Origin of the sequence: Asaccharospora irregularis DSM 2635, from assembly GCF_900129815.1 — a bacterium.
Lineage (GTDB): Bacteria > Bacillota > Clostridia > Peptostreptococcales > Peptostreptococcaceae > Asaccharospora > Asaccharospora irregularis.
The window spans coordinates 1-18,335 of the sequence record NZ_FQWX01000039.1; the positions used below are offsets into that span (position 1 = coordinate 1).

Annotated in this window: 17 protein-coding genes and 1 pseudogene; 13 read left to right on the top strand and 5 right to left on the bottom strand. The window is 28.9% G+C overall.

Annotation, left to right across the window (positions count from 1 at the left end; translation table 11 throughout):
- Window positions 1-121 (top strand): annotated as a pseudogene (locus tag BUB34_RS13905) (IS66 family transposase); the annotation flags it as partial.
- 244 nt (window positions 122-365) lie between these two features.
- Here BUB34_RS13905 and BUB34_RS11135 read toward each other — a convergent pair.
- Both BUB34_RS11135 and BUB34_RS11140 read right to left on the bottom strand, forming a co-directional pair.
- Window positions 366-2,036, bottom strand: coding sequence for an ABC transporter ATP-binding protein (locus BUB34_RS11135; protein WP_073127330.1), 1,671 nt, complete (start codon window positions 2,034-2,036; stop codon window positions 366-368).
- A 133-nt stretch (window positions 2,037-2,169) separates the two neighbouring features.
- Window positions 2,170-3,543, bottom strand: coding sequence for a radical SAM protein (locus tag BUB34_RS11140; protein WP_073127332.1), 1,374 nt, complete (start codon window positions 3,541-3,543; stop codon window positions 2,170-2,172).
- Window positions 3,544-4,511: 968 nt separating this feature from the next.
- On the opposite strand from BUB34_RS11140, the gene BUB34_RS11145 reads away from it, so the two are divergent.
- Window positions 4,512-4,877, top strand: coding sequence for a DUF3796 domain-containing protein (locus BUB34_RS11145; protein ID WP_073127334.1), 366 nt, complete (start codon window positions 4,512-4,514; stop codon window positions 4,875-4,877).
- Window positions 4,878-4,881: 4 nt separating this feature from the next.
- On the top strand, window positions 4,882-5,088 hold the full coding sequence (locus tag BUB34_RS11150; protein ID WP_073127336.1) for a helix-turn-helix transcriptional regulator: 207 nt from the start codon (window positions 4,882-4,884) through the stop codon (window positions 5,086-5,088).
- A 141-nt stretch (window positions 5,089-5,229) separates the two neighbouring features.
- On the opposite strand, the gene BUB34_RS11155 is transcribed toward BUB34_RS11150, so the two are convergent.
- Complete coding sequence (locus BUB34_RS11155; RefSeq protein ID WP_073127338.1) at window positions 5,230-5,832, bottom strand: recombinase family protein; 603 nt, start codon at window positions 5,830-5,832, stop codon at window positions 5,230-5,232.
- A gap of 949 nt (window positions 5,833-6,781) precedes the next feature.
- Here BUB34_RS11155 and BUB34_RS11160 point away from each other — a divergent pair.
- The 5 genes from BUB34_RS11160 (at window position 6,782) to BUB34_RS11180 (ending at window position 10,577) form a co-directional block, all read left to right on the top strand.
- Window positions 6,782-7,150, top strand: a complete 369-nt coding sequence (locus BUB34_RS11160) for an ArsR/SmtB family transcription factor (RefSeq protein ID WP_073127340.1) — start codon at window positions 6,782-6,784, stop codon at window positions 7,148-7,150.
- An 86-nt stretch (window positions 7,151-7,236) separates the two neighbouring features.
- Window positions 7,237-7,458 (top strand): cation transporter, encoded by a 222-nt coding sequence (locus tag BUB34_RS11165; RefSeq protein WP_073127342.1) that lies wholly within the window; start codon window positions 7,237-7,239, stop codon window positions 7,456-7,458.
- A 132-nt stretch (window positions 7,459-7,590) separates the two neighbouring features.
- The gene (locus BUB34_RS14045; protein WP_073127342.1) at window positions 7,591-7,812 is read left to right on the top strand and encodes a cation transporter; all 222 of its coding nucleotides are present in this window, start codon (window positions 7,591-7,593) and stop codon (window positions 7,810-7,812) included.
- A gap of 15 nt (window positions 7,813-7,827) precedes the next feature.
- On the top strand, window positions 7,828-9,672 hold the full coding sequence (locus tag BUB34_RS11175) for a heavy metal translocating P-type ATPase (protein ID WP_073127343.1): 1,845 nt from the start codon (window positions 7,828-7,830) through the stop codon (window positions 9,670-9,672).
- A gap of 161 nt (window positions 9,673-9,833) precedes the next feature.
- Entirely contained in the window at window positions 9,834-10,577 is a 744-nt protein-coding gene (locus tag BUB34_RS11180; protein ID WP_073127345.1) for a ZIP family metal transporter, read from the top strand.
- Window positions 10,578-10,792: 215 nt separating this feature from the next.
- Here BUB34_RS11180 and BUB34_RS11185 read toward each other — a convergent pair whose 3' ends face one another.
- Together BUB34_RS11185 and BUB34_RS11190 are read right to left on the bottom strand one after the other, a co-directional pair.
- Window positions 10,793-12,070, bottom strand: a complete 1,278-nt coding sequence (locus BUB34_RS11185; RefSeq protein ID WP_330392779.1) for a cytochrome P450 — start codon at window positions 12,068-12,070, stop codon at window positions 10,793-10,795.
- Between the two features lie 723 nt (window positions 12,071-12,793).
- The gene (locus BUB34_RS11190; protein ID WP_073127347.1) at window positions 12,794-12,976 is read right to left on the bottom strand and encodes a hypothetical protein; all 183 of its coding nucleotides are present in this window, start codon (window positions 12,974-12,976) and stop codon (window positions 12,794-12,796) included.
- A gap of 335 nt (window positions 12,977-13,311) precedes the next feature.
- On the opposite strand from BUB34_RS11190, the gene arsA reads away from it, so the two are divergent.
- The 5 genes from arsA to BUB34_RS11215 all read left to right on the top strand — a co-directional run bounded on the left by arsA (window position 13,312) and on the right by BUB34_RS11215 (window position 17,632).
- Window positions 13,312-15,063 carry an arsenical pump-driving ATPase gene (arsA, locus tag BUB34_RS11195; protein ID WP_073127349.1) on the top strand — a complete coding sequence of 584 codons (1,752 nt, stop codon included), beginning with the start codon at window positions 13,312-13,314 and terminating at the stop codon, window positions 15,061-15,063.
- A gap of 182 nt (window positions 15,064-15,245) precedes the next feature.
- Window positions 15,246-15,569 (top strand): ArsR/SmtB family transcription factor, encoded by a 324-nt coding sequence (locus BUB34_RS11200; RefSeq protein WP_073127351.1) that lies wholly within the window; start codon window positions 15,246-15,248, stop codon window positions 15,567-15,569.
- A gap of 19 nt (window positions 15,570-15,588) precedes the next feature.
- Window positions 15,589-15,951, top strand: a complete 363-nt coding sequence (arsD, locus tag BUB34_RS11205) for an arsenite efflux transporter metallochaperone ArsD (protein ID WP_073127353.1) — start codon at window positions 15,589-15,591, stop codon at window positions 15,949-15,951.
- 207 nt (window positions 15,952-16,158) lie between these two features.
- The gene (arsB, locus tag BUB34_RS11210; protein ID WP_073127355.1) at window positions 16,159-17,220 is read left to right on the top strand and encodes an ACR3 family arsenite efflux transporter; all 1,062 of its coding nucleotides are present in this window, start codon (window positions 16,159-16,161) and stop codon (window positions 17,218-17,220) included.
- Window positions 17,213-17,632, top strand: coding sequence for an arsenate reductase ArsC (locus BUB34_RS11215; RefSeq protein WP_073127356.1), 420 nt, complete (start codon window positions 17,213-17,215; stop codon window positions 17,630-17,632). The genes arsB and BUB34_RS11215 overlap by 8 nt, the downstream gene beginning before the upstream one ends.
- The last annotated feature ends 703 nt before the right edge of the window (window positions 17,633-18,335 follow it).

Genomic DNA, 18,335 nt, shown 5'->3' on the forward strand with positions numbered 1-18,335 from the left:
AGGGCTATTAAGACATTTGTTATAGGTAGGAAAAATTGGCTGTTCGCCAACACTGGCAAAGGTGCACAAGCAAGCGCAACTATTTACAGCATAATTGAAACTGCTAAAAGTTATGGCCTTTCTGTAGAAAAGTACTTAGTGTATTTAATGAATGGATTATCAAATGAAACAACTTCAATAGAAGATATTATGCCATGGTCCAAATCGCTACCAGAAGATCTTAAAGTTCAAAGTAAATAAATATGAAATTTTAGCCAATAGCATAAGAGTTATATTATGCTATTGGCTTTATTGTATCAGAACTAAATTTTTTATTGTAGACGTACTTTCTTTGACGCTTACAAATATTTCTCTATTTCAATAGTTTATACTTTAAATTTAACTAATTTATTTTCGTGCTTCATTAAACTTATTTCTTTATTAATAAAACTTATTTTTTCATCATGGTGAGATATAACTATTAATATTTTATATTTTTCTATTTCAGATAAAGTATTTAATATCATTTTTCTAGTTTCAATATCTAAACTAGAAGTTGCTTCATCTAATATTAATATGTCCTTTTCTCCTATCATCGCTCTTAAAAATGCTACTATTTGAGCTTGCCCACCTGATATACTAGTTCCATTTTGAATGATTTCAGTATCTATACCCTGTTCAAATCGATTTATATAACTATCTAATTTAAATTCTTTTATTAAGTCTATAACATCTTGTCTTGTTGCATCTTTTTTGCCATACAAAATATTTTCTATAATTGTCCCTTTAAATAAAAATATATTTTGAGATACAACTCCTATCTTTTCTCTAATACTCTCTTTGTTTAAATTAGAATAGTCTTGTCCATTTATAAGTATACATCCCGTAGTAGGTGTGTACAGAGCAGTTATAAGCTTAATTAGTGTTGTTTTTCCAGAACCGTTTATTCCACTTAATAATATTTTGTCTCCTTCTTTAAATTCCTCATTAAATTCTTTTATAATAAATTCGCTATTTTCACTATATTTAAAAGATACATCTTTAAAAGATATATTTTTAATATTAACTTCTAAAGGATTACTATTTATATTATTCTCACTATCTAAATTAAAAAACTCTTTGACTCTTACTATTGTTGTACATACAGGCTTAACCATAATGTCTAAACTTCCTAGTGTTTGAGCCGTTGCAAGTATTCTAGATGTATATAGTGAGAATGATGTATATAACCCCACAGTTATTTCATTTTGTAAAATCAATATTCCAGACAGTAATAAAACTAATGCTGTAACCATATCGCTAGCTAAAATTATATTTTGTATAAAACATATAAAGTTTAAACTTTGTTTTAATGCACTTTTCATCATATTTCTAAGCTTTATTGAAACTTTACTTATGTGTATATCTTTTGCGTTTAGTAATTTTATATCTTCAATTCCATTCAGAGTTTCGTATACTTCTCCATTTAAAATTGCAGCTGTTTCATGAACCTTTATAGTACTTTCTGTTATTTTCTTGGATGATTTTTTAGATATAAAGTAATATATTGGAATCATAACTAAACATAATATAGTTAATTTCAAGTTTAAATAAATCATAACAATTAAAGCACCTATTAAATCAAAAATCCCAACAAATGAATTTAAAATATTTGGGTTAAATATAGATCCTATTTGTTGTGATTCAGATATTCTACTTAATATATAGCCTTTTTCCTTCGTATTTATAAAGCTTAAAGGAGATTCTATTATATTATTTATCATTGATAGTCTAATTTCATTAACAACATTTTGCTGAACTTTACTAAGATAATATTGATAAAATAATGTCAAAAAATATTTAATTATATAAATTAGTATTATTAGTGCGACTACTTTATATAGTTCATTATAACTTTTGTTCACTAATATTATATTATCTATCGTATATCCTATTAGATATGGAATAGGAGTAATTATAACCGCAGATAATATCATAGTAACTATCCCAACAATTAAATATAATTTAGACTTCTTAATAAATTTAAATATAAAACCTAAATTTTTATAGATATCCATATTTACATCCTTTCTAATATTAAATTTAGTTTGACAAAACTTTAGACTTTACCGCTCTCTTATCTTTTAATCTACTAATGAGGTACTTCATTCAATATCAGAATTACTTAAAAGTAAATATTCGCTATGCTTTTTAAGCTAATGCTGGATATTCCAATAATTTATCTTTTATATCAATAGGAACAATATCTTTCAACCAAAGACATTTATCTCCCTTTTCTATTCCCTTTAAAAAACCTCTTAATACACAGCCTGTACAAAATCCGATATTCTCACAATCTTTGCATCCTTCCATATCTAAATTTGGACTTTTTACCTTTTTAAATTCCTTTATAAATTCTATATTGTTTTCATATATCGTTTTAAAATCTTCTTCAAATACATTGCCTATTGATTTAGTAATATCTAAACCATCCATAGAACATAGTTTTAAATCCCCAGTTGGAGAAAGTGAAGGATTTGAAACTAATGCCCCACAGTTACTTCTCATTGTTTGATCCTCTTCTATTAGATTTAAGAATTTTTTATCATACTTTTGTGATAAATTATATAATAATTTTTGGAATTTGTTAAATTCCTCAACAGAGCTAAATAGAAGCTCTTTAGAATCCTTATCTGCTCTCCCGGTTGGAATTACAGGGCTAACCCCATAACTTTTAACCCCCATTTTATGAACCCATTCTGCTATATCTTCAATCTGATCTAAATTACGTGGAGTAACTACAGTTACTACTCTCATATAAACGCCATTATCATTAAGATATTTTATATTTTCCTCTACCTTTTCCTTAGTGTTTGGAACTTTGGTAAACCATTCTAAATAATCTTCTGTGTTTCCATGCATATCTATTTGAACAACTGTATTTTTTTTATGTTCAATTATTAGATCGTACAGTTCTTCATTTCTTACAAATCCATTTGTAAGTAAAGTAACTAACCTAAATTCTAACTCATGTATAAGATTTAAAATTTTACATATATCTGGATGCAATGTTATTTCTCCACCTGTTAGTTCAATTATTTCAACTCCTAAATTTCTACTTTCTGTTAGAAATTTTTTTAGTTTATTAAAATCCATAATTTCTAATTTTTCATTATCATATTCTCCATAACAATGTAAACATTTAAAATTGCACTTGTGCGTTAATTCTATTGAGATAGCTCTTGGGATGCAAGAGTTTTGATTATCTTTAATCTCTATTTCCTTATTCATCTTGTTCATAGAGTATCCGACATTTAAATTATACTTACTTTCTATTAATTCTAAAAAGTTGTTTAATTTATTTTTAATTTCATTAAATCCCTCATTGTAATAAATAGACAATTGTTCAACAATTTCCTTGAATTTATACTCTCCAGTAAATTTCCTTAAAATATTTAATGCATCTTGATTGATATTATATAGTTTTTCCCCTTTCCTACTGCTTCTATCTTCTACTATCAATAAAATTTCATTAAGATTTATATTGATTAATATAGGTTCTTTTATATAAACGTATTCTTCCATGGTGTTTAATCCTCCTAAATATTATATTTAACTATTTATATCTTTTATTTACTTATTTATCTCATGCCTGATTAGTATTCTTGTGTCGTCGCATGAAAAATAAAAAGTTGCCACAATAAGGGCAACTTTTTATTTTAAAACACTTATGTAACTATTTCGCCTAAATTGTTTGATTCTTTCTTACATAAATCCAATTATTCCTGTAAATCCGTATACAGACATAGCTCCACATGCTGAACAAGCTGAACAAACTGAGCATGCCGCTCCACATACACCTGTTGGTTCTATTTCGGGTGACATAATATAACCCCCTTTATCATTAGTATAAGTTAAAGTACTTTAAATTTATGTTGATTTGATAAAAATTATGTTAATTATTTATCAAGAACATACAAGATTTGAATGGATTGTAGTATTATTTTCTGTTAAATAGTGACAATTTAATTTATTTGTTACTTAAATTATACAGCGCAATGCAAGTGAATTCCACAACAATCCCACGACATTATTTATAAGGCTTCGACAATTCTGTATCTTATTGTATCTTATTTTTATGTTATTAAATCTACAATATTATAAAATTTGTAATTAGACTCCTTTTTAGATTTATCTTAAAGATTATATTGTATATTGTAATATTCCTTGTTTCTATGTTTTTGTTTCTTAAATCCTTGATTATCATTAATTGTTAGTCTTCCTAAGTAGTGATTACACAATTTTCAGTAGGTGTAGCTCCTATTTTCGTGTAATCGTGTATATTAAGGAATTATTAATATTTAGTTTTCAAAAAGGTTAACTTTATTTAAATACTTATCATATTAAGTAAAATCAATGCCTGGAGTGTCTCAATTATCTTGTATAAGAGTATTATTAATGATTTTTTTAAAATTTTGGTAATAATATTAAACTCTATGGGATATATTTGTAATATAAAGATATAAATAAATCACATTTATGGGAGGGGTTTTATGAAAGAAGATGTAAGCAAATACTTATTTTTCTTAGGATTTTTGGCGTTTTTAGGATTTAGAGGGTTGAATAATGATCCACTATACTTTTTATATTTTGCTTTTGGGGGGTATTTCTCCTATTTTTGGTGGTCTAAATTGGGGCAACTAGATGATGAGCGTTTAAAGTCCAATAAATATCGAGCTGCTTCAATATCTTTTAGATTATGTTTTGTAGTAGCATTTGTATTAATCTACTTAGCTAAGCTATCTTCATTGGATTTACAATTAACCTATCAAATACAATTAATAATAGTAGCTCTTACTTTTGCAATTTCAACAAACTTATGGGCATTTTTAACTTATAAATTTGACTTAGGGAATTAATATTATGACAAATTTTATTTGTAATTTAAAAAAGTATCGTCAATTTAATGAATTAACTCAAGAAGAATTAGCAGATAAAGTTAATGTAAGAAGAGAAACTGTCGCTCGTTTAGAGAGTGCTAAATATAATCCTTCACTTGAATTAGCTGTTAGAATATCAAATGTATTAGATACTCCGATTGAAGAATTATTTATCTTTGACTTTAACTAGTCACTAAATTTAGTTTAAGTAAGGACAATCTTTTCAAAAATAGAAAAAGGGCAGACTTAATTTAATTAGGAATGTCCTTTTTCTGTTTTGTAAATTATATGATGAATGCTAGATAATCATTAATTTAATTATCTTTCTATATTATTGATTTAGATTATCTATTTCAAACTCTTTTACCAATTTATAAAAAGTAGTTCTTTTTAAACATAGTCTTTCCATAGTAATTTTTGCGGTTTGCTCTTTATTAATCCACCTTTTATATTCAATTTCCCAATCTATAGGATATTTTATTCTAGGACGACCTGATTGTCTTCCAGTTTTTAAAGATACTTTCTTGCCGAACTCATTTAAAGGCATGGCATCTATACCTTCTTTTTGTCTATCTAGAATATATGATCTCTCAAGTTGTGCCATAGCTCCAAAAATGGTTAACATAAATTCTCCACTAGATGTTGAAGTATCTATTCTTTCTTTCTGTGACTCAAAGTCGACTTTCTTTTCTTTTAATATTTCTATTAATTCTAGTAAGTCTTTTGTATTTCTAGCAAACCTACTTATACTTTCCACTACTACTACATCGCCTTCTCTAGCAAAATTAATCATTTCTTTTAGTCGTGGTCGATTTGTATTTTTTCCGCTGACTTTTTCCATATAGACTTTTTCAACATTTAATTGATTCATAAGAAGTTCTTGACGAACTACGTTTTGTTCTTTTGTACTAACACGAATATAGCCTAATCTCATTTTCCTCTTCCTTCCTTACCTTTTCATATCAATAATACTTAAATTATACAATATTCATTCGAAAAACACACCTATCATTTACGGATATGTTTATATATATTTAACAACCTTTTCGGAAAATGAAAGCCTTATAAATACATCTTTTTTAGATGTATACTTTTTATTCGTAAAACTATACTTTTATGGATATGTATATATATAATAAATTATAAACTTTTATGAAAAATGATTTAGATTATTCAGTTTGTAATTCTAATGGCCAATTAAATTGTCATATTACTTATAACCAACTACAGAACGTATTTTAAGCACATCCAATCCATTTAAATCACTAAATTTAAAATTGCTAGCTCTAACAAATTGCACTATAGAATTCTATAGTATATATTCTAAAGTTTGTGTTTTATGGTGGCAAATTGGTGGCAAATAAAAAGAGACCAAATATTTAAGGTCTCTTTTTATCTTTTCTTAGTATTCTTTTTCCCGACATACATTATAACCTAGCCCTTATTTATATATTTATTTATATTCATTTATTATTTCTTCTCTTTTATCTTTTCATCATTATATTGCAAAACTTATACTCTGCGATATGTACTATTTGTTGCTGTTTTCTAATACTCTTCCTAGTCCATTTTGCTTATCTTCTTTTACGCTGCATATTTTTAGACAATCTTTACAAATTTTAACCATTTGAAATATTTATTCTAACCTTCATTTCGTCTCTACATAATATACAAGTATTTATTTTACTAAACAACTCCATAAATGTACCTTGATAACTGGAATGCTTTGTCAAATATTTCTTTGGTACTAGAGCTTTAGAGATTAATAAATATAATATGAATATATCTATTGACATATAAGATATATAGGTATAAAATAAGGATACAACATATAAATACATGTTCAAGTGTTGATATGATTTATTATATATAGAGGTGAAAATATGGCTAAAAAAGTTAATACTCTTGAGAGATGTGATTGTGATGTTATACATCAAAACATTGTTAATCAGGTAAAAAATAAAATGCCTAAAGAAGAAACACTTTATGACTTAGCAGAACTGTTTAAAGTTTTTGGAGATTCTACGCGAATCAAAATTCTATGGGCATTGGATGAATCCGAAATGTGTGTTTGTGATATAGCATTTTTATTAAACATGACGCAATCAGCAATTTCACATCAGCTGAGAGTGTTAAAGCAAGCTAATTTAGTGAAAAATAGAAGAGAAGGTAAAATAGTTTATTATTCTCTGGATGATGATCACGTAAAGCAGATATTTGATCAAGGTTTAATTCATATTACTGAAAACTAATTTCAGACAATAGTAGAATATCTTTTTAGTTAGCGTTGTTTATAAAATTGAATAAAACAATATTTAGTATTTTGGAGGATAATATTATGAAAAAGAAATTTATACTTGAAGGTTTAGAATGTGCAAATTGTGCAGCTAAAATGGAGAAGGTTATTAAAGAACTTGATGGTGTGAAGGATGCCACTGTTAATTTTATGACACAAAAACTTGTTATTGAGGGTGAGGATGACAAAATGCCTACAATTATACAAGAATCAGAAAAAATTGTTAAAAAAATTGAATCTCATGTTGTTATGAGAAAAGCTTAAAGGTATATACCATATATATAACTACGCTTTAATTCTTATCAATGAGAATTAATAATGTATTAACAGTTTTTTATGAACATATTTGGATAATATAAAAGAAAATACAAACAATATTTAGGAGGATAAGATTATATGAAAAAGAAATTTATACTTGAAGGTTTAGAATGTGCAAATTGTGCAGCTAAAATGGAGAAGGTTATTAAAGAACTTGATGGTGTGAAGGATGCCACTGTTAATTTTATGACACAAAAACTTGTTATTGAGGGTGAGGATGACAAAATGCCTACAATTATACAAGAATCAGAAAAAATTGTTAAAAAAATTGAATCTCATGTTGTTATGAGAAAAGCTTAAAGGAGTTGTTGTATCTTGAAAAAACGTATTTGGAGGATAGGCATAGGCGCAGCAACGTTTCTTGCTGCAGTAATTATAAATTTCAATATTCAATGGTTGCAGGTTGCTTTGTTTGTAATTAGTTATATTATTGTAGGAGGAGATGTAGTTAAGAAAGCAGTAAAAAATATTTTTAAAGGACAGGTATTTGATGAAAGCTTTTTAATGAGCATAGCCACAATCGGAGCATTTTTAATTGGTGAATACCCAGAAGGTGTAGCAGTTATGCTATTTTATCAAGTTGGTGAACTATTTCAAAGCTATGCAATTGATAAATCAAGAGGATCAATTGCAAGCCTTATGGACATTCGACCAGATTATGCTAATATAAAAAAGGGCGATGAACTTATCAAAGTAGACCCAGATGAAGTACAAATTGGAGATATTATTGTTGTTAAAGCAGGAGAAAAAATTCCTCTTGATGGAAAGGTTATTGATGGAAGTTCAATGGTGGATACATCAGCGCTTACAGGTGAATCTGTTCCCCGTGAAATAGAAGTTGGTAATGATATTCTAAGTGGATGCATAAATATAAATGGAGTTATCACTATAGAGGTTACAAAGGAATTTGAAGAATCTACTGTAAGTAAAATTCTAGATTTAGTTGAAAATGCAAGCAGTAAAAAATCTCATTCAGAACAATTTATTACAAAATTTGCTAGATACTATACCCCAGTTGTTGTGGTTATTGCAGCTATTCTTGCAATTGTTCCCCCTCTTATTCTAGAAGGAGCAACTTTTAGTGATTGGATATATAGAGCTTTAGCATTCCTTGTCGTTTCTTGCCCTTGTGCTCTTGTTATCTCTATTCCTTTAAGTTTCTTTGGTGGGATAGGCGGAGCTTCAAAGAAGGGAATTCTTGTAAAGGGTAGTAATTATTTAGAAGCATTAGCAGAAACTCAGATTGTAGTTTTTGATAAAACTGGAACACTAACAAAAGGTGTATTTAATGTACAAGAAATTCATCCTGAAGGAGTTTCTAAAGAAGAGCTACTAGAATTTACTGCATATGCGGAAAGTTACTCTAATCATCCAATATCAATTTCACTAAAAAGTGCTTATGGAAAAGAAATCGATAATGGACGTATTTCAGAGGTAGAAGAAATTTCTGGTCATGGAGTTAGTGCGAAAGTAGATGGAAAAAAAATCTTGGCAGGTAATATTAAACTAATGAAAAAGATGAATATACCTTACTTTGAAGGTGAGTTAATTGGTACTGTTGTACATGTTGCCGTTGATAACCAATATGCAGGATATATTCTTATTGCAGATGAGGTCAAAGCGGATTCAGCTAAAGCAATTAAAGAACTAAAGGAAGCCAACATAAAGCAAACAGTTATGTTAACTGGTGATAATAAAAATGTTGGTTCAAAAGTTGCTAAAGAGCTTGGACTTGATAAAGTATATGCAGAACTATTACCTGGTGATAAAGTTGATAAGCTTGAAGAACTATTTTTACAAAAATCAGGAAAAGGAAAACTAGCTTTTGTCGGTGACGGAATCAATGATGCCCCTGTTTTAGCTCGTGCAGATATTGGTATAGCAATGGGCGGTTTAGGTTCTGATGCAGCTATTGAAGCGGCCGATATTGTTATAATGACTGATGAGCCTTCTAAAATTGCTACTGGAATGAAAATTTCTAAAAAAACATTGAAAATCGCACATCAAAATATAGTAATAGCAATTGGGATAAAAATAATTGTTCTTATTTTGAGTGCTTTAGGAATAGCTACTATGTGGGCTGCTATATTCGCTGATGTAGGAGTTACTATCATTGCAGTCTTAAATGCTTTCAGAGCATTAAATGTTAATAATTTATAGCTAAACATTTGGTAAACCTAGATGTTAATGGAATCTTGTAAAATAGAAACAAAATAATAGGTAATAATGTTTATTACTCGCCGATTTTGAGATTTAATTATATCACAATCGGTGAGTTTTGATATTTAACTAAATTAAATTAGTAAGGAATGAGTATATTTATGAATACAATATTTATTACAGGACTTTCAGGATATCTAACTGGGTGGATAGGAATTTTTACAGGTATCATACTTTCTTTTTTTATAAAAGGGAGAGGTAGAAGATTTAAAGGAACTTTATTAGGATTTATTGGAGGTTTCATGCTTGCAATTGTCTGTTTTGATTTACTACCTGAATCTCTAGAAAGTGGTAGTATATACACATCTGTGGTTGGAATTTCATTAGGACTTATTTTAGCAATAATTCTTGATGGTATATTAGAGCATGACAAAATTTATGTTTCAGATTATAAAAATAATAATTTTTTAAAGGCTGCTATTTTTTTAGCTATTGGTATAGGAATACATAACATACCTAGTGGAGTAGCTCTTGGCTCCCTACTCTCTACTTCACCTATAGAAGGGCTAAAACTTTCAATAGCTTTAATCCTTCATGGAATTCCTGAAGGACTTACAATTGGAATTTTTTTAAGAGAATGCAAAGCTAGTAAATTTAAATTTTTAATAATCTCTATACTAACCTCAATTCCAATGGGATTAGGTTCTATTCTTGGCGGTATAATAAGTTCAATATCACCGGCTATAATCAGTATAAATCTTTCTTTTGCTGCTGGTATGATTCTTTATATTACTTTTAGAGAAACCATTCCATCATGTTGTGAAATTTGGAAAGGAAGAATGTCTACAATAGGAAATGTCTTAGGTATAACTACTGGTATGCTAATGTTATCTTTCTTTCATTAGATTAGAACTCTTATTCCCTTTTATCTGGGTAATAGGAGTTTTATTTTAGTTTGGAAAAATAGCCATCAGTTCTAATAAATCAAATTATAATAAGACTTAAGCAGTTAATCTTTGTATGTTCCTGTATTTTTCAAAGTAAGCAAAAAGACTAGAAACCATTCTAGTCTTTCTATTAACTCTCTTTAAATGCCAATGTAAACTATTGTTCATTAGACTTATTTTCTACCATTTAAAGTTTTTCGTTTAATATTACTCATTACAAATCCGCTTTTAGGTAGTGTAGGCATTTTTACTAGACTATAACTTAAATCTTGGTCTTGTACTTCAAACTCAATATTATTAACAAGAAAATCTATGCTAGTTTTCATGATTTCAATAGTAATACCTTCACCTGGACAGCGATGTCCTTTAGCCGGATCGCTACCACCTTGCGGTATAAAATCAAATAAGTTTTCATTTCGTTCCTTAAAACGCTCAGGCCTAAATTTATCAGGTTTATCCCATAATCTTGAATCATGATTAGTACCATAAATATCAAGAAGTACTAGCATATCCTCTTTGAATTCACATTGATTCCAGATAAAATCCTTTCGAGCTCTTGCACCTAGAAATGGCCCAAATGGGTAGTAGCGTCGAACTTCCTGTACGAATATTTTAAACTCATTACTTTCACCTGTTATTAGCTTCTCTTTACACTTTGGATTCTCATACAACGCTAAAGCTGAAAATGTAATGAAGGTTGAAATAGCAACAATAGGACGTAATACATTAATAAGTTCTACCGCAGCGATTTGGGCATCCAGCTGATTGCCATCTAATTCTCTGTGAAAAGCAATAGCATTAAGTGCAGATCCTTCTTCAGTCTTAATCTTACCTGCACGGACATCCTCTATGATTCCTCTTATCCATTCTTCAGCTCTGGCTCTAGCTCTTTTTCCTTTCCAGTGCTGCGGCCCAATTGCACCGAAGGCGCTAACCATTGAACTAAAGTCATCTGCTCGCTCTTTTACTTCAGTTTCCAGAAGCGGAACCCCTGCCCATTGACATGCTGCACGACATAAAACCTCATTTGATACATCGAAAAGTACAACCTTCTCTACCCCTTCCCAATTTTTAACGGAATCTAACCACTTCTCCATGACAAGGTTAGCAAGTCTAATTTGTTGAGTTGAAGTCATTAGTGATAAGAATAGTTTCTTCCTATGAGCATGTGCTTCACCATCCAAAGATTGAACTCCACCTACACCAAATAATGTTTTCTGTATTCGTTTTGGGGTAGCATTCTTTCGAATAAATAGCTCTGAATCATAAAAAATCTTCGCAGATTCTTCCCCGCTCATGCAAATTACTTTCTGACCAAATAAGCGAGTCTCAAATATATCAGAATGATACTTATTTACCCTGTTTTCAATAAATTTATACCCTTCACGCATCAAAGCAAGAGTATTGTCTAAGCTTTTATCTTGTGGAACCTGTTTTGTATTTGATAGCACTAATATGCTCTCCTTTCTGGACAAAAACACGTATAAAACCTATAATAGAGATTATTTATGTAAATTTTTTTAATTGCTTGCTACTTCAGAATACTTTATTTTTAATTTTTTACATTATCTTGTCATACCTCTATAAATTGTTTTTTATAGTCAGTACTGTAACCTCATTATAACTTTTTCATCTCTTAGTATCTCCTGTTTTATTTTATTTATTACAATATTATGGATTTTTTTCTATATCTAGTCAATCAAGTTACCTAGTATTTGATAAATGTACTAAGTTTTTCTAATTAACTTAATTAAGATTCTTTGGTCATTAAGATAAGTATTTGCTTAAGTATATTTAGAACTACAACGTTCCTGTCCTTTTTAAGTCAATAAATGGTTTGAAATTTTAGAATCGAATTACATTTATATTTTAATTTTCAAGCCTATACTAAAATATTAATTTTCTATCTTTTAAATACCTAACCATTAAATCGTATGTGTCTTAAAAGTCCTTACCAACAAACTTAGTTACATTGTCCGGGAACTTCTCTAATCCTTTGCTTGCTCCTCCACCTATTGCGTAGGCATTTCTACACATGTAACTCTTATAGTCCGCAATATCTACGATTGTGGAGCTTGGGAGAAATTCCTTCATTATAATAGCGACTGCTTTGTCTCTATCTCCACTATAAATTATTGCATTCTCGTATGTCTGTGGTTTAGTTTCATTATTACTTACATTATATCAAGTTTTTGTTCAATTCTTCCGTTGCCTTGCTCGACATTCTCAACTCTATAACTTAAAGTCTGTATGCTTTCTGCATATTGTTTTGATGTCGGAACAGCTTCTTCATCATTACTTGCATTTTCACCATCTTCTTTAATAGCTTTAATGTCTCCGTATTCAATAATACGCATTCCTGCACCACGTATATCATGTTAATAATATTAAAATTTTGATCTTTAATTAATTTTCGGAAAACATATTGACATTTATCGATATGATTCATATAATGTGGATATAGATAATTATCAATATTCTAAACAAAGGAGGAGTTACATTGAATTATATTTCTGCAGAATATCTCTAATAAAGATATTATCGATTTACTTACAGATGATAATGATATTTTGAATAACAATTGTTGATGGACAAATTGTTAAAACAAAATCACATCTAACAAATGATGAGTTTTATAAATATAGGGCAAATGATAAAAATTTTATAAAAATAATGAAAGGTGATGAATAATATGTTTAAACAATTTAATGTTGATGAATTAGACTTAACAAAATATTTATTTTATACAGGAAAAGGTGGGGTTGGTAAAACTTCTGTAGCTTGTGCAACTTCTGTTACACTTGCTGATGCTGGAAAAAAAGTTTTACTTATAAGCACTGACCCAGCTTCTAATTTACAAGATGTGTTCAATACTGATTTAAATAATAAAGCAACTAAAATAAAAGAAATTCCAAATTTATCGGTAGTTAATCTAAATCCAGAAGAAGCTGCAAAAGATTATAGAGACTCAGTTATAGGGCCATATATAGGTAAACTTCCAGAAGCAGTACTTGTAAATATGGAAGAACAATTATCTGGATCATGTACTGTAGAAATAGCTGCATTTAATGAATTTACAAATTATCTTGCTGATGAAGAAGTTAAAGATAAATATGACTATATTATTTTTGATACAGCACCTACTGGTCACACACTTAGGATGCTCCAACTTCCATCTGCTTGGACTAACTTCATAAGCGAAAGCACTCACGGAGCATCATGCTTAGGTCAACTTTCTGGGCTTGAGGATAAAAAAGAAGTATATAAAGATGCAGTTGATACACTAGCGAATGGGGATTTAACAACTCTTGTGCTTGTTGCTAGACCTGAAAAACCAACTTTGCTTGAGGCTGAAAGAGCATCAGAAGAGTTAAGACAATTAGGTGTAAATAATCAAATCTTGGTTGTTAATGGTGTTATGGAAAGCGTTGAGGAAGATGATGAGATTTCATCTGAACTATATAATAAACAGCAAGAATCTTTAAATAATATACCAGTTGGTATAAAGGATATAACAACTTATACTGTTCCACTTCGTTCTTACAATGTATCAGGAATAGATAGTATTAGAATGATGTTAAAAGGAGATAATTCTGTAATAGTAAATGACACTTTAGATAATGAAAATTCTCCTTCTATAAATGAACTTATAGAAGATTTCTACAAAACTAATAAAAAAGTAATTTTCACTATGGGTAAAGGCGGAGTTGGTAAAACAACTGTAGCTTCAGCTATTGCACTAGGTTTAGCTAAGAAAGGTGTAAAAGTTCACCTTACAACTACAGATCCCGCTAATCACATTAAATATATAATGAGCGATCACGACAATATTACAATAAGTGAAATAAATGAAAAAGAAGAACTTAAAAAATATCAAGATGAAGTAATCTCAAAAGCATCAGAAACTATGAGTGGTGATGACTTAGAATATATAAAAGAAGATCTACGTTCACCATGTACACAAGAAATAGCAGTTTTCAGAGCTTTTGCCGAAGTTGTTGAAAAAGCAGATGATGCTGTAGTCGTAATAGATACAGCTCCTACAGGTCATACTCTACTACTTTTAGATTCAACTCAAAGTTATCACAAAGAAGTAGAAAGGACTCAAGGTGATATCCCAGAGTCAGTTAAAAGATTATTACCAAGACTTAGAGATGAAAAAGAAACTGAAGTGGTTATAGTTACTCTTCCTGAAACAACACCAGTATTTGAAGCACAAAGATTAAATGAAGATCTAAAGAGAGCTGATATCCACTCTAAATGGTGGGTAATAAATCAAAGTATGTTAATGACAGGTACTAAGTCTCCACTTTTACAAGCAAAAGCTAATAGTGAAGTGAAGTGGATAAATGAAGTAAATAAAATTTCCTCTGGAAATTATGCTGTAATAAAATGGTTACCAAAAGAAGTAAATGACAAAGCCTTACTTGAGATAATTTCCTAAAATATACAAATTAAGGCTAAAAAAGAAATATTTTAACAATATAAATACTTAAATTGATATAATTTATTTTTAGATAACATATAACCATAAAATCTAAGATTTATTATACATTTAGCATATTGATAAATATAAATATCTTGTATATAATAATATATAAATTCTAACAGTTAAGAGGTGTTAATATGAATTATTCTTATGCTGAATATGCTTTAATGTTTAAAGCTTTATCAGATGAAACAAGACTTAAAATTTTAAATATGTTATCTGAGAATGAATTGTGTGCTTGTAATATATTAGATGAAGTTAATATAACACAACCTACACTTTCTTATCACATGAAAATGTTAATTGAATGTGATCTTGTAAGTGGTAGAAAAGATGGATCTTGGATGAAATATACTTTAAAAAATAATAAAATATTGGAATTAAAAGATTTTTTATTAGAAGTAGATAAATCTAAAGAAAATCTATCTAAAGATGATGATAGATGTAATTTAAACAAATAGTTTATAGGAGGTAATAACAATGAAAAAAATTGAAATTTATGATCCTGCAATGTGCTGTTCAACTGGAGTTTGTGGTCCAAGTGTAGATACTGAACTTTTAAGAGTTGCAACTATAGTAGACAGTTTAAAAAAACAAGGCGCTGATATTACTAGATATAACTTGTCTAGTGAACCTCAAGCCTTCATATCTAACAAAGATGTAAACAATTTACTTACAGAAGATAATGATATATTACCAATAACAATAGTTGACGGACAGATTGTAAAAACAAAATCACATTTAACAAATGATGAATTTTATAAATATACAGGGATACTTATTGTTGAAGTAGATAAACCAACAAATAATGGCTGTTGTGGTGGTGACAGCGGTTGTTGTTAAACAAACCTTTAGAAGCTTAATTAATATGTGGATGTGTAATATTCTTTTACACATCCTAAAATCAAATCTTTAATTCTCTCTCTACAAATAATTAAAAATAAAGCATAAATGGATATATTATATTCTTTAAAATATTAATAATCGAAATCATGCAAAACAATATATAAACAAGTATATTTTTATAAAATTAAAATACGGAGGTAAAATATGAGCAACAATAAGTCAAGTGGTATAGGATTTTTCCAGAAATATTTAACTGTATGGGTACTAATATGTATGGCAGTAGGTATTTTTATAGGAAAATTTATACCATCAATTCCGCAATTTTTAAATAAATTTGAATACGCACAAGTATCGGTACCAATTGCCATACTTATTTGGCTGATGATCTACCCTATGATGATGAAAGTAGATTTCAAAAGTATAAAAAATGTAGGTAAAAGACCAAAAGGACTATTTGTAACATGGGTTACAAATTGGTTAATTAAACCTTTTACGATGTATGCAATAGCTTCATTCTTTTTTTATGTAGTCTTTAAAAATATAATACCAGCTGACCTTGCAAAAGATTATCTTGCTGGAGCAGTTTTACTAGGTGCAGCCCCATGTACTGCAATGGTTTTTGTATGGAGTCATCTTACTAAAGGAGATCCAGCTTATACTGTAGTTCAGGTTGCTACAAATGATTTAATTATACTAATTGCATTTGCTCCAATTGTCGCATTCTTATTAGGTGTAAGTGATATTATAGTTCCTATAAATACACTATTACTTTCAGTAGTTTTATTTGTGGTAATTCCATTAGCTGGAGGCATATTAACTAGAATTTTGGTAATAAAATCTAAAGGTGTAGAATATTTCAACGACGTATTTATTAAAAAATTCGATAATGTTACTACAATAGGACTTCTACTAACTTTAATTTTAATATTTTCATTCCAAGGAGATGTAATTGTAAATAACCCTCTTCATATAGTGCTTATAGCTGTACCACTTACAATTCAAACATTCCTGATATTTGCTATAGCATACACAGCTTGTAAAATATTAAATTTACCTTACAATGTAGCGGCTCCTGCAGGAATGATAGGTGCTTCAAATTTCTTTGAGCTATCAGTTGCAGTTGCTATATCACTTTTTGGAGCATCATCACCAGTCGCACTAGCTACTATAGTTGGTGTGTTAACTGAAGTCCCAGTTATGCTATTGCTTGTAAAAATTGCAAACAATACTCAAAATTGGTTCGTAAAGGAGTCTTTAAATGAATAAACCAACAGTAGCATTTATATGCGTTCATAACTCATGCAGAAGTCAAATGGCTGAGGCAATAGCTAAAATTCATGCGAAAGATATATTTATACCTTATTCAGGGGGAACAGAAATTAAATCAGGAATAAATCAAGATGCTGTTAAAGTTATAAAAGATATATATAGTATAGATATGAACAAAACCCAAAGAAATAAATTAGTTTCAGAGTTCCCTGATATCGATATTGTAATAACTATGGGGTGTAATGTAAATTGCCCTTGGTTACCTTGTAAATACAGAGAAGATTGGGGATTAGATGATCCTACCGGTAAACCAATTGAAGAGTTTTATAAAACAGTAGATAATATAAAAGAGAAGATTATTGATCTAAGTTCAAGGATTAAGGATAATAGATTAAATATTGATATCTAGCTAGAAATAATAAGAGGAGAATCATATTGATGATACTCCTTTTTCATCTTTCATAATCATTTTCAATATTTCTAGAATTTAATAAACTGATAAATCCTTCAAAAAGGTGATACTTAAGTTGTTACAAGAAACCTAGGAATTAATTTAAAGTCTCTATTGTTCCCAAGATCGGCTGAATTGTATCTAAAAATTTAATGTGTATCTGATTACGTCTAATTTAAGTTCAGATACATAATCTATAGAATTAAAAACTACCTGCATCTTAGCTATTAGCGAATGTACAAATACAAGTTTAAACAATTCACGGTAGATGAAATTCAATCGCCGCTTTTTTAATAAATACAATAAAGTTCAAATGTAGTCCCCCGGGGACTATATTCAATATTTAATTAGTTAAATAAAAAATAATTTGGTCATAAATGTATATAATGTAAAACTATGGTTATACTATTAACAGAAAGACAAATTGATAAAACCCAGGGTAAAGAGATTAATCCAATCCTGGTTAGTTAGGATGTAAAAAAATAATAAATATAAAAATTATCGTTACATATGAATTGGAACTTATATATATTTTAGTACTTTATTGTATACTAGTCTAATTATAGTGTAAACGTCAAAAAATCTCTGACTACAATATAAATTATAGGTTAGCTAAAATATTAATATAAAATTAAATATGGAGGCTAACCTTATGTATGTA

What these genes read in the sequence shown, in the direction of transcription:
- BUB34_RS11135 (WP_073127330.1), bottom strand. Translation starts at nt 2,036, where the DNA reads ATGGATATCTATAAAAATTTAGGTTTTATATTTAAATTTATTAAGAAG.
- BUB34_RS11140 (WP_073127332.1), bottom strand. Translation starts at nt 3,543, where the DNA reads ATGGAAGAATACGTTTATATAAAAGAACCTATATTAATCAATATAAAT.
- BUB34_RS11145 (WP_073127334.1), top strand. Translation starts at nt 4,512, where the DNA reads ATGAAAGAAGATGTAAGCAAATACTTATTTTTCTTAGGATTTTTGGCG.
- BUB34_RS11150 (WP_073127336.1), top strand. Translation starts at nt 4,882, where the DNA reads ATGACAAATTTTATTTGTAATTTAAAAAAGTATCGTCAATTTAATGAA.
- BUB34_RS11155 (WP_073127338.1), bottom strand. Translation starts at nt 5,832, where the DNA reads ATGAGATTAGGCTATATTCGTGTTAGTACAAAAGAACAAAACGTAGTT.
- BUB34_RS11160 (WP_073127340.1), top strand. Translation starts at nt 6,782, where the DNA reads ATGGCTAAAAAAGTTAATACTCTTGAGAGATGTGATTGTGATGTTATA.
- BUB34_RS11165 (WP_073127342.1), top strand. Translation starts at nt 7,237, where the DNA reads ATGAAAAAGAAATTTATACTTGAAGGTTTAGAATGTGCAAATTGTGCA.
- BUB34_RS14045 (WP_073127342.1), top strand. Translation starts at nt 7,591, where the DNA reads ATGAAAAAGAAATTTATACTTGAAGGTTTAGAATGTGCAAATTGTGCA.
- BUB34_RS11180 (WP_073127345.1), top strand. Translation starts at nt 9,834, where the DNA reads ATGAATACAATATTTATTACAGGACTTTCAGGATATCTAACTGGGTGG.
- BUB34_RS11190 (WP_073127347.1), bottom strand. Translation starts at nt 12,976, where the DNA reads ATGCGTATTATTGAATACGGAGACATTAAAGCTATTAAAGAAGATGGT.
- arsA (WP_073127349.1), top strand. Translation starts at nt 13,312, where the DNA reads ATGTTTAAACAATTTAATGTTGATGAATTAGACTTAACAAAATATTTA.
- BUB34_RS11200 (WP_073127351.1), top strand. Translation starts at nt 15,246, where the DNA reads ATGAATTATTCTTATGCTGAATATGCTTTAATGTTTAAAGCTTTATCA.
- arsD (WP_073127353.1), top strand. Translation starts at nt 15,589, where the DNA reads ATGAAAAAAATTGAAATTTATGATCCTGCAATGTGCTGTTCAACTGGA.
- arsB (WP_073127355.1), top strand. Translation starts at nt 16,159, where the DNA reads ATGAGCAACAATAAGTCAAGTGGTATAGGATTTTTCCAGAAATATTTA.
- BUB34_RS11215 (WP_073127356.1), top strand. Translation starts at nt 17,213, where the DNA reads ATGAATAAACCAACAGTAGCATTTATATGCGTTCATAACTCATGCAGA.